The following is a 12,468-nucleotide window of genomic DNA, read 5'->3' as shown; positions in this document are numbered from 1 at the left end:
GTTGTTTAAATAAAACGTATTACGTTTAGGCCACAAATACAGCCAATATCAAACGTAATCATAAAATGTATATTGCAGACTAACCAAAGCAAAACGCTCAGGCAACAAGCCTTTTGTAAAAAGCTGTAAACCCGAGCGTTTAATCACATTGACACTTATCGCTTATGTCTAAGCACAATGTTATCGATGGCTTACTTATTAGCTTTACTGTTAGCGATGTTAATTTTCCAAATCGCTGGGCCAGTTTCGTGCGCATTAACACCATTGGTATCAACCGCCACGGTCACTGGCATGTCTTGCACATCAAATTCGTAAATCGCTTCCATGCCTAAATCTTCAAATGCGACAACACGTGATTTCTTAATCGCTTTCGACACTAGGTATGCCGCGCCGCCAACAGCCATTAAATACACTGCTTTGTGCTTTTTAATTGAAGCAACCGTTTCAGGACCACGCTCAGACTTACCAATCATGCCCATTAGGCCTGTTTGGTCTAACATCATGTCAGTGAACTTATCCATACGGGTTGCCGTTGTTGGGCCTGCAGGGCCAACCACTTCATCACCGACTGGGTCTACTGGGCCAACGTAATAAATAAACTTACCGGTAAAATCGACACCTGCTGGTAAACCTTCACCAGATTCAAGCAACATTTGAATCCGTTTATGAGCTGCATCGCGGCCAGTCAGCATTTTACCGTTGAGTAATAAGGTATCACCACTCTTCCAAGTTTCGATTTCAGCTTGAGTGACCGTATCTAAATTGACACGGTGAGTGTTTTCTCCCGCTTCACGAGTAATTTCAGGCCAATCAGACAAAGATGGTGGTACTAAATCGACTGGACCAGTGCCATCTAAATGAAAATGCACATGGCGCGTTGCTGCGCAGTTAGGGATCATCACTACTGGTTTAGACGCTGCATGAGTCGGTACAGATTTAATTTTAACATCTAATACTGTAGTGAGTCCGCCCAACCCTTGAGCGCCTATGCCTAAATTATTTGCGCGTTCAAAAATGTCTAAACGAAGCTTTTCTTCTGTGGTCTCTGCACCACGAGCCATCAACTCATGAATATCAACAGGGTCCATTAATGATTCTTTGGCCAGAACGGCCGCTTTCTCAGCAGTACCACCGATACCTATGCCTAACATACCCGGTGGACACCAGCCCGCGCCCATTGTTGGTAATGTTTTTTCTACCCAAGCGGCGATATCGTCTGACGGATTAAGCATGGCCATTTTTGATTTGTTTTCCGACCCACCACCTTTAGCGGCAATCATCACTTCTATTTGATTGCCAGCAACCATGTCAATATGAACCACTGATGGTGTGTTGTCTTTGGTATTTTTACGCGCACCGGCAGGGTCTGACACTATTGATGCACGTAATGGATTATCTGGATTGGTATAAGCACGACGTACACCTTCATCGACCATTTCTTGAACTGTCATGTCAGTTTTATCCCACTGAACAGACATACCAATTTTAACAAAGGTGGTGACAATTCCAGTGTCTTGGCATAAAGGCCGTTTGCCTTCGGCTGACATACGGGAGTTAATCAGAATTTGGGCAATGGCGTCTTTCGCGGCAGCGCTTTCTTCACGCTCGTAAGCTTTGGTCATTGCATCAACAAAGTCTTTGGGATGGTAATACGAGATGTATTGCAGAGAATCAGCAATACTTTCAATAAAGTCAGCTTGTTTAATCACGACAGCTTGACTAGATATAGGTGAATGAGTTGTAGAGTGAGATGTGGTATTCGTCGACATATGGGGTGCTCCAGCAGCCATTGCGGCCTAACATGGTTATCGTTTTTATTAGAATCGATTTAATATTAACTATTAAGACCAATATGATACTCTTTCCATCCTTTTTGGGCTACATCACATTTTAGATAAGGGTTATCGATGTCTGCGCGGGCAAAAAACGCACTCTTCATGCAAAAACTGGACTGGAAAATAGACACAAAGCAACTATTTTCACTGGTAAGCCACCAGCCATGGGCGATATTACTCGACTCAGCCAATGCTCCGCACCAAGATGCCAAATTCGACATCATCGGCTTTAATCCTATTGCAACGTTAACCAGCAGCGATGGCATCAGTCGATTTAGTGCCAAAGACTCGGCCATCAAAGCACTCAATATTAAAATAGATCGCCACGCCAACCCCTTTAACACATTAGCTGAACTGCAAGCGCGGTTATATCCTTCAGCGCAAGACAGCCAACATCCATTTAGTGTCGGAGCCCTGGGCGCATTTGGCTATGACCTGGGCCGAAATATTGAAAAGCTGCCACAAATTGCCATTAAAGATATTCATCTTGATGATATGAACATTGGTTTTTATGATTTTTCACTCGTCTACAGTTACGTTGATAAATCTTGGTATGCTTACCATTATGATGGATCTAACGCGTTAAAAGTTGAGTTGAATTTAATTGAATCTAAAATACAAAAATCAGCCAGTAACGCGATAACATCAAGGCCTTTCAGATTAACTACGGCTTGGAGTAATCAGATAGACAGTCAGCAGTATCAACATAAATTTGCTCAAGTGCAGCAGTATTTATTGAGTGGTGATTGTTATCAAATCAATTTAACCCAACGATTTGAAGCTCAATATCAAGGAGATGAATGGCAAGCTTATTGTGCTTTATCCCTTGCAAACCAAGCGCCTTTTTCGGCATTTATGCGAGTTGATAACCACTGCATGTTATCTATCTCACCAGAACGTTTTATTAAACTTAACGATCAATATATCGAAACTAAACCCATTAAAGGTACCATGCCGCGCCATCATGATCCCATTTTGGATCAACAAACCGCTAGCGCATTAATCACTTCCGAGAAAGATCGTGCCGAAAATGTGATGATTGTAGACCTACTCAGAAACGATATCGGTAAAGTCGCCGCCCCAGGCTCGGTTAAAGTGCCGACGTTATTCGCCATTGAAAGCTTTCCTGCGGTGCATCATTTAGTCAGTACGGTGACTGCCACACTTGCACCACACAAAACAGCATTCGATTTACTTAACGCCGCCTTTCCAGGTGGGTCAATTACCGGTGCGCCAAAAATCCGCGCAATGGAAATCATTGAAGAATTAGAACCGTCCAGACGTAACCTTTATTGCGGCAGCATCGGCTATATAAGCCAAAATGGAAACATGGACACCAGTATTACTATTCGTACTTTGGTCACTGAAAATAATCACATTTACTGCTGGGCAGGTGGTGGTATTGTTGCCGACTCCAATGGCGCTGCGGAGTATCAAGAAAGCTTTGATAAAGTCAGTAAAATATTACCTTTGTTGGCGAATCTACATCAGCAACAAACAACGGTCGATAATCATTAAATATACTGACGCTTCCCACTGGAGTGGATGATTGCGAGTAAAGAATGGTCGTTAGTAAGATTGTCACCAGCAAAATGGCGGCAATAACAATAATTCAATGGTGCATGCGCAAGCGCTTAGACGAGTTAAAAGTGAATAGTTGCTTATCTAAGTGAATAAGCCATGAAAGTACTCAAGCTAGGTTTACCTTACACAGCGCCAGTATTGGGTATGCTCGGTAACTTCAGTTAATGAATTCTAGGCTCAGATTATCTTTTGTTATCAAAGGTCAGCAACCTTAATATTTTCTAGAAATCATCGATTTTAATAGTATTACCTTATGCTTGAATCTGTTTTTTAATCCGTGTTTTTAAACCATTATTTATAATATTCACTCAAACTACCTTCAACCATGAACGATCGCTCAAAAACATATTGAGCATTCGTTCAAAACCTGCTTAAATACACTTCTTACTTATTAAGGAGTTCACATGATTAAATTTTATTTCCATCCAGGCCCTAACCCAATGAAAATTGCCCTGTTCCTCGAAGAAACAGGCCTTGAGTTTGAACTCGTGCCTGTGGATACCTTAAAAGGTGAGCAACATAGCGCTGAATTTAAAGCGATTAACCCAAACAGTAAAACACCCGCCATTGAAGATAACGGCGTGCGTGTATTCGATTCTAATGCCATTCTTTTATACCTTGCTGACAAAACAGGTCAATTAGCTGCAACCCCGGAAAATCGTGGTGAGCTTCTGTCGTGGTTAATGTTCGTCGCCACTGGTTTAGGCCCTTATTCTGGTCAATGTGTCCATTTCACTCACCATGCACCAGAGAAAATAGATTACGCAACAAACCGTTATCAACGTGAAACTCAGCGCCATTACCAAGTACTTGACGCACATCTTGATAACCGTGAGTTTATCGTCGGTGATGAATTGAGCATTGTCGATATTGCTGCATGGGGTTGGGTTGATAAAATCGGCTATGTATTAGGCCAAGATGCACTTGCCACTTACCCGAATGTTCAACGCTGGTTTAACCGCATCAACAACCGTCCTGCAGTTGAACGCGCCAGAAACATGGGTAAAGACATTCAATTTAAAGCAGAATTTGATGAAGACGCAAAACGTGCGTTTTTCCCACAAAATTATGTTATCTAAGCAAAATAGATTTTAATCGCGTTATAAAAGGCTTGTGGATGATATCCATAAGCCTTTTTTGTATTGCCTACTTGGCCCCACTCTTGCTGTAACGCCACTGTGCACGCTATGGGTTTCTATCTATACAATGTTTTTAAGTTTATATATACAGCTTTAAAGTTGATTTACACGGTTTTTAGGTTTGATATTTAGCTGCAGCTGGTTGTTTATAAGCTAATGTTCGCGTTTATGCATGTAGATTAAGCGTATAAATCATGAATACAATTTGTTATTTTTATCCACTTTGACACGAATTTACTTGTTCTTGCGGCGGTATTTTCCTACTGTTATTGAAAATGATTATCAATGAGGTTACTCATGAATACCCATCTTCAACATCAAATCAACCAATGGCTCAATAACGATCCCGACCCACACACCCGCTCACAACTGCAAACGTTAATTGATAACGGCAATGAAACAGAACTAGCGGCACGCTTTGCGGGTCGTTTAGCATTTGGCACTGCAGGGCTAAGAGGCGAAGTGGGTGTTGGGCCTATGGCAATGAACCGTTTGGTTATCCGCCAAACTACTGCCGGTCTGGGGGCTTACTTACTCGCGCAAATCGACAATGCTGCCGAGCGTGGTGTCGTGATAGGTTACGATGGTCGTCATGATTCCTTTACCTTTGCCCATGATGCCGCAAGTGTATTAACCGCTATGGGCATTAACGTGCATTTAACCTACAAGGTTGCCGCCACGCCGTTAGTCGCTTTTGGGGTAAAACATCTTAACGCTGCAGCTGGCATTGTGGTTACCGCAAGCCATAACCCACCACAATACAATGGCTATAAAGTCTATTGGGAAAATGGCGCACAAATTATTCCTCCTCACGACACAGGCATAGCCGCCCAAATTACTCGGGCTGCCACTCAGGCGATTCCCTTTTTAGCCTTAGATGACGCAATATCACAAGATAAGCTTACTTGGTTACAAGACGATTTCTATCAAGCCTATCGCCAAGGAATACGTGAAGCTAAAGAGCTGCAATACCACAGCGGACAAGACAAGGTCAGTTTAGCTTACACCGCAATGCACGGTGTTGGTGCCGACATGGCTGAAACGGTATTAAATGATGCTGGTTTTACCCAAGTGTATTCAGTGGCGGCTCAACGTGAACCTGATGGCGACTTTCCTACGGTAAACTTTCCAAATCCTGAAGAAAAAGGCGCAATGGATTTGGTGATTGCAGAAGCCAAAAAGCACCATGCTACACTCGCTTGTGCCAACGACCCTGATGCTGACCGCTTTGCTGTTGCCGCTCGCACTGAAAATGGCGACTACCAAATGCTGACAGGCGACCAAGTTGGAGTGTTATTTGGTCACTACTTACTCAGCCATGCACCTAAAAATCAGCAACTTACTGGCACTACTATCGTGTCCTCAAGCCTGTTGTCTAAAATTGCCACTGAGTTTGGTAGCCAAAGCTATACCACTCTTACCGGCTTTAAGTGGTTAATGAATGTCGGTATTGCCAAGCACCAAGCTGACAATCAGTTCTTATTCGCTTATGAAGAGGCACTCGGTTACACCATTGGTAACTTAGTGTGGGATAAAGATGGATTATCGGCATTAGTGGCCTTTGCCCAACTGACTGCAGAACTTGCAGATAATGGACAAACCATTTGGGATAAACTCGAGCAGATTTATCGCCAACATGGATTTCATCTTAATAAACAAGTGAGTATTGCCCTTAATGCTAACACGCCAAATATTGGTGCCTATTTACGCGAACATCCACCCGTGAAAATTGGTGAGTATGCGGTGATCTCGACCGACGATTTAAAAAGTCTACAGCGCACTGCCGCTGATGGCAGCAAACAAGCCATTGATTTACCTAGCAGCGATGTGTTGATTTATGCCTTAGAAGGTGGCGCTCGAGTCATTGTTCGCCCATCGGGTACTGAGCCAAAAATTAAATGTTATTACGAAGTGGTTGAAACCATGACAAGCTCGGACACTTGGGCATCGGCACAAACTCGTGCAGAGGATGCCATGGCGACCTTCATTACATCGCACCAAACGAGCTTACCCAGCTAGCAGCTCATAAAGCGATTAAGTCTCATTAACAATACTTAAGCCTCATTAACAAAATAAATGTTAAACGCCTGTTACTATTAGCAGGCGTTTGTTTATGGCTGTGGGTAATTGTAACCACAATGGAGTAATTATCGCCTTTAACTAGATCAGAGTGTCATGAGATATGCCTGATTGAACTAACTAAGCCTATATTAAAGCGACCTATGTACCAGCGAAAATGACCTATAATGTTACAAAATTACTCATAACGTTATCGCAGGATTGCTAATGTATAAAAGTCTCGTTTCTTTGGCCGCTATTGCCAGTATTTCAGCCCCAGTAGCAATCGCTGCAGAAGAAGGTGAAAACCTAGAGCGCATTCAGGTTATTGGATCGCGTATTGCCCTTCGTACCGCCACAGACAGTGCAACTCCTGTCGATATTATTACCTCAGAACAACTTGAAGCAACAGGTATAACCGAAACCGCTAAGGCATTGCAGTTTGCTGCGCCCAGCTACAGCTTTCCATTCTCGTCAATTACCGATGGCAGCGACGCGGTTCGCCCTGCAAGCTTACGAGGCATGTCACCTGATCACACTTTAGTGTTGGTAAATGGTAAGCGTCGCCACGGTTCAGCATTGGTTCACTTAGCCGGTACTTTAGGCAAAGGTTCATCAAACGTTGACCTTAACGCCATTCCAATGACTTCAATTAAGCGGATTGAAATTTTACGCGACGGTGCATCAGCGCTATACGGCTCTGATGCGATTGCGGGCGTCATCAACGTCGTGCTGAAAGACAGCGACGAAGGTGGCAGCATTGCCGCCCAGGTTGGCCAAACCTATAAAGGCGACGGCGAACAAGTACGCCTTGGCATTAATCAAGGCTTTAGTTTTAGCCAAGACGGCTTTGTGAATGTGTCTTTAGAAGCACATCAGAAAAATTCAACCAATCGTGCCGGTTTTGATCCACGTCAGCAATACCCGACCTTAGCAGATGGTAGCCTTGATCCACGTGAAGCCACATTCAATCGTAAAAATCATCATGTTGGCGACAGTGATTATGACAACTACGGTTTGTTTGTAAATGCTGAGCAAGGGTTAGATACCAAGGGCAAGCTTTATGCCTTTGGTGGTATTAGCAAACGCAGCTCAACTTCAGGCGCTTTTTATCGTCGTGCGTTGGATTCTCGTAACGTTATTGAAGTGTATCCAGACGGCTTTTTACCACAAATTAGCCCAGAGATTATCGATTACTCTTTAGTCACCGGTTATGAGTTTGAGTTGGGCCAATGGGAAATTGATTCATCAGTTGGTTTTGGTAGCAACAGCTTTGAATACAATGTTGAAAACAGCATTAACGCTTCGCTTGGCCCTAACAGCCCAACAAGCTTTGATGCCGGTACATTGTCAACCAGTGAGCTGAATCTAAACTTAGATGCTTCAACCTACTACGATTTTGCCAATGACTCTGACTTACTCGTGGCAATGGGTATCACATGGCGCGAAAGTGGCTATCAAATTGAAGCTGGCCAAGAAGAATCGTATATCCAAGGCGATTACCAAGATAAATCGGGTGGTAGCCAGGGATTTGGTGGTTTTACTAAAGAATCTGAAGTAGATGAAGACCGTACAAACCTTGGTTTGTACATCGAACTTGAAAACCAACTTACCGATGACTTTTATTGGGCGGCAGCCGTTCGATATGAAGACTATTCAGATTTCGGTGGCAATACCAGTTGGAAATTGTCTGGTCGATATGAGCTAACGAACCGAGTGGCACTTCGTTTAACCACCGACACGGGTTTTCGCGCGCCAAGTGTACAACAGCTTTATTTTACCAACGTATCCACTTTCTTTGACCCTGATCCGGTCACTGGTGAATTTATTCCTAGAGAGTCAGGTACCTTTAACCAGTTATCACCGATTAGAGCTGAGCTAGGTATTCCCGATCTTAAAGCGGAAGTATCACACTCTTATAGTGCAGGTATTGTTTACACTGGCGACAATGGCTTTGCAGTGACATTAGATGCTTATGAAATCAATGTTGATGACAGAATCATTTTGTCAGGCTCTATCGACAAAGAAAGCTCACCCGCCATTGCTGCGATTCTTGAAGGCACCAATGCCGACTCGGCGCGTTTCTTTATGAATGCGGTTGATACTAAAACTCAAGGTGTAGACTTAGTTATCACTCAAGGTTTTGACCTTGGTGAATACGGCGACCTAAAAGCAAACCTTGCTTACTCATACAAAGAAACTGAAATTGAGTCAATTTCTTTGCCTTCGATCCTCAATGGATTAGAAGACGAGCTATTTGATAATATTGAAGTCGTTCGCATGACGGAAGCCAATCCGAAAAATACCGCTAACATCGGTTTTACTCATCAATATGATGACTTCACCACTAACTTACGTTTCAGCTATTTCGGTGAATATACCGTGGGTTATTCATCTAGTGAAGTAGAATATGGTGCGAGATGGGCCACTGATTTAAGTACTCGTTACCGTGCAACCGATAACCTTTCAGTGACGTTAGGGGTACAAAACCTATTTGATACTTATCCAGAGAAACGCCCAGAGGATAATAATTTTAACGGCATATTTGTATACCCACTGACCAATACTCCGTTTGGATTTAACGGTGGTTACTATTACTTAGATCTACGTTATACCTACTAAAAGATTAGTTATTAGTGAGTATTTTCAGCCGATAATCACGCTGAAACGCAAAAATGCCAATCATATTTGATTGGCATTTTTCATTACATCAAGCTGAACATAAAACGATTGGTTAAGAACATTAGTTTAAGTTGTCTTGCTAACGGACTAATGCTTACTGACTGTATTTACTGACGTTTTTTACTGACGTGGTTTACTGATCATTATCATTCGCTACATAGAGCTTTGCTAGATATTGCTTCGCGACATCGTCCCAGCTAAATCGCTGTTTGGCGGCATTATGCTTCACCTGTTGCCAAGTATCGCTGCCATATAACGCAAGAACTTGATTAACACGTTCAACCAGGGCTTGTCCTTGTGCAGCTAGCGTTTCACCATTAAACACCCAGCCGCTGACATTATCTGTAATCGTGTCGTTCAGTCCACCCACGCCATGAACCAAACAAGGTTGCCCTGCCCGCATTGCCAGCATTTGACTTATTCCGCATGGCTCAAATGAACTTGGCATTAAAAATAAACTGCCCGATTGATAAAGTTGCTCAGACAATGCTTCATCATAACCGTGTAAAAATAAAAAGTTATCATAACGCGCAGCTGTAGCTTGCAGAACCTTAGCAATATGCAGATCACCACTACCAAGCAACATAAACACCCCGTTGGGTTGTTGTCGCTTTAATGATTCAAGTACCGCTTCTAGTACTGTTTTTGCTGAGGAAAGGCTTTTATCTATTTGCGTTGCACTATACGGTTGCAACAAAATCAACACTTTTTGCTCAGTTAACCGACCTACTGATGTCAGTAAAAACCGTTGCTTGTCATCATCAAACGTTCGGCTATTTACCTCTAACGATCGCAGATGCTCCGCCAATACAGCATGCTTATACTGACTCATTCGCGTGAGCGCAATGGTGTCTAATACACTGACATTATTGGCCTTTGCTTGCCATTTGATAATCGCGTTTTCTGCTTGGTGCAATAACCCTGCATATCCTGTTTGATGATCAACATCATTTAGGGGCTTATCATCATAAACACAACCATTAATGATCCCAACGACATTACCTTGCTGCGCTTTAGTGGCTAAATCTAGCTCTAATCCTTCACCGCCAAAAAAGCCTTTATGATAATCCGATGGCATTAACACTTCGCGGGCATAACTGGGCGACACCAAGTGCACTTTATCACTCAGTACTATGCCCATTCGCATTGGATTAATGCAATTGTTGTAACGTGGATCAAATAAACTTACATCGGCAGCTGCATTCAATTTATCCATGTACTGTGGAAACCAATGGGCAAACGATGAATCATCACCGCTGAAGGGGCGGATCCCCTGTAAAGCCAAATTATGGATAGTGAACACACAAGGCATCGCCTGCAATGCCGAGAACTCCGCCACGCAGCCGCGAAGCATCGCCACCATTGCGGTGTGCCAGTCATGCAGATGCAACACATCGAAATAAGGTAATAGCCTGTTAACAAGGCATGTGGCAACACTCAATGAAAACAAAGCAAACTTGGTCGCATCTTCGGCAAACGGTCTGTCGGCTGAACCATTACAGTAAACCTGACCTTGATGGTTAAACAGCGGATGATCGAATAGATAAATTTGGGCGCCAGTATTATCTTGCTCACCGATATCGACCATTTCGTCTTTGTTTTGCGGCCTAGGCATCCGATACACAGATACCACATGACGCTCACCCGCAAAATCAACTTCAACATCAGCCATATGTGCGACACGATATTGTTGAGCTAAAAAACCATAATTAGGCATAGCGACATCGGCTATCACGCTGCATTGGCCTAATGCGGGTGGCAAGTCGCGGATAACATCCGCCATGCCACCAACTTTAGCGCCGTGCAGTGCATCGTTTTCTGCTGCCACCAGCAGTACTCGCTTTACACTCACAAGAGTCATTTACGGTCCTTATTCGTAACCAACAGGTAAACCCAACATTTTACGAGTTACTAAGGTAATACCTTTTTCGGATACCCTAAAACCTCTTGCCCTGTCGTGATCTTGATTATAACCAATCACCATGCCTTCTGGGATGATACAACCCCGATCTAAAATGGCATTTTGGATTTTACAGTTCTTTAATACCACCACATCGGGTAATAATACCGAGTCTTTTACCGACGAATAAGAACATACCCGCACTTCATCAAACAACACGCTACGTTTAACTTTTGCGCCGGAGATAATACAACCACCGGACACAATAGAATCAACCGCCATACCGCGTCTATCTTCATCATCGAACACAAATTTAGCCGGAGGTAATTGTTCTTGATAGGTCCAAATAGGCCATTTGGCATCATACAAATTCAATGCCGGCGTAGGTGATAATAGCTCCATATTGGCTTGGAAAAATGAATCTAAAGTACCCACATCGCGCCAATAAGCAGGTTCGTCTGGAACGGCACTAGTAAAAGGAAACGCGAACACATTATGCTTTTCTATGATTGCCGGAATGATGTCTTTACCAAAGTCACGGTCTGAGTTTTCGTTGTTCGAATCCTTTTTCAATTGATCGAACAAAAACTTGGTATTAAACACATAATTGCCCATCGAGGCTAAACACATTTCCGGATCGTTTGGTGTCGGTTTAGGCTCAGCTGGTTTTTCTTCAAAGCCAATCACCCGATTAGTGCTATCGACTTCCATTACCCCAAATGCCCCCGCAGCTTCGGCTATCGGCGTTTCTAAACAACACACGGTCATGTCGGCACCAGATTCTGCATGGGCGGCTAACAAGCCGGCATAATCCATGCGGTATACATGATCGCCAGATAGAATCATCACGTATTTAGGTATTTCATGGCGAATAATATCGATATTTTGAAACACGGCGTCTGCGGTACCTTGATACCAATTACCTGATGTTTGTTGCGACGCCGGTAATATCTCAACCGATTCACCCAATTCCTTCTTAAAGTGGCCCCAACCACGAGTAACATGCCGAATAAGCGAGTGTGATTTATATTGTGTCACCACTCCCACGCGACGAATTCCAGAGTTAATACAATTCGATAATGGGAAATCAATAATCCTGAATTTACCACCAAAATATAACGCCGGTTTAGCGCGCCAGTCGGTTAATTCGTACAACCGAGAACCACGACCACCCGCCAAAATAAGCGCATAGGTATCACGAGTTAAATTACTAATATAACGAACATTACTCATAAGCAGACTCCATTTGACTATCAAAGATAGCCATCAA

Annotated in this window: 7 protein-coding genes; 4 read left to right on the top strand and 3 right to left on the bottom strand. The window is 43.3% G+C overall.

Features of this window, described 5'->3' with window-relative positions; translation table 11 throughout:
* Positions 1 to 191 precede the first annotated feature (191 nt).
* On the bottom strand, positions 192 to 1,769 hold the full coding sequence (locus HNW13_RS06175; protein ID WP_101087056.1) for a fumarate hydratase: 1,578 nt from the start codon (positions 1,767 to 1,769) through the stop codon (positions 192 to 194).
* 138 nt (positions 1,770 to 1,907) lie between these two features.
* On the opposite strand from HNW13_RS06175, the gene pabB reads away from it, so the two are divergent.
* From pabB to HNW13_RS06155, 4 genes are all read left to right on the top strand, one after another.
* On the top strand, positions 1,908 to 3,353 hold the full coding sequence (gene pabB, locus HNW13_RS06170; protein ID WP_192115004.1) for an aminodeoxychorismate synthase component I: 1,446 nt from the start codon (positions 1,908 to 1,910) through the stop codon (positions 3,351 to 3,353).
* A 470-nt stretch (positions 3,354 to 3,823) separates the two neighbouring features.
* Positions 3,824 to 4,498, top strand: coding sequence for a glutathione binding-like protein (locus tag HNW13_RS06165; RefSeq protein WP_192115005.1), 675 nt, complete (start codon positions 3,824 to 3,826; stop codon positions 4,496 to 4,498).
* 357 nt (positions 4,499 to 4,855) lie between these two features.
* The gene (locus HNW13_RS06160; protein WP_192115006.1) at positions 4,856 to 6,577 is read left to right on the top strand and encodes a phospho-sugar mutase; all 1,722 of its coding nucleotides are present in this window, start codon (positions 4,856 to 4,858) and stop codon (positions 6,575 to 6,577) included.
* 267 nt (positions 6,578 to 6,844) lie between these two features.
* On the top strand, positions 6,845 to 9,238 hold the full coding sequence (locus HNW13_RS06155; protein WP_192115007.1) for a TonB-dependent receptor: 2,394 nt from the start codon (positions 6,845 to 6,847) through the stop codon (positions 9,236 to 9,238).
* 193 nt (positions 9,239 to 9,431) lie between these two features.
* On the opposite strand, the gene HNW13_RS06150 is transcribed toward HNW13_RS06155, so the two are convergent.
* Positions 9,432 to 11,159, bottom strand: coding sequence for a glycogen/starch synthase (locus tag HNW13_RS06150; protein WP_192115008.1), 1,728 nt, complete (start codon positions 11,157 to 11,159; stop codon positions 9,432 to 9,434).
* Between the two features lie 9 nt (positions 11,160 to 11,168).
* Positions 11,169 to 12,431 (bottom strand): glucose-1-phosphate adenylyltransferase, encoded by a 1,263-nt coding sequence (gene glgC / locus HNW13_RS06145; protein ID WP_101087050.1) that lies wholly within the window; start codon positions 12,429 to 12,431, stop codon positions 11,169 to 11,171.
* Positions 12,432 to 12,468 lie beyond the last annotated feature (37 nt).

It is taken from the genome of Shewanella sp. BF02_Schw (assembly GCF_014596695.2).
In the GTDB taxonomy this organism is placed as follows: Bacteria; Pseudomonadota; Gammaproteobacteria; order Enterobacterales; family Shewanellaceae; genus Shewanella.
Note: the sequence above shows the minus strand (reverse complement) of the source record. Positions and strands in the feature narration are given on the sequence as shown.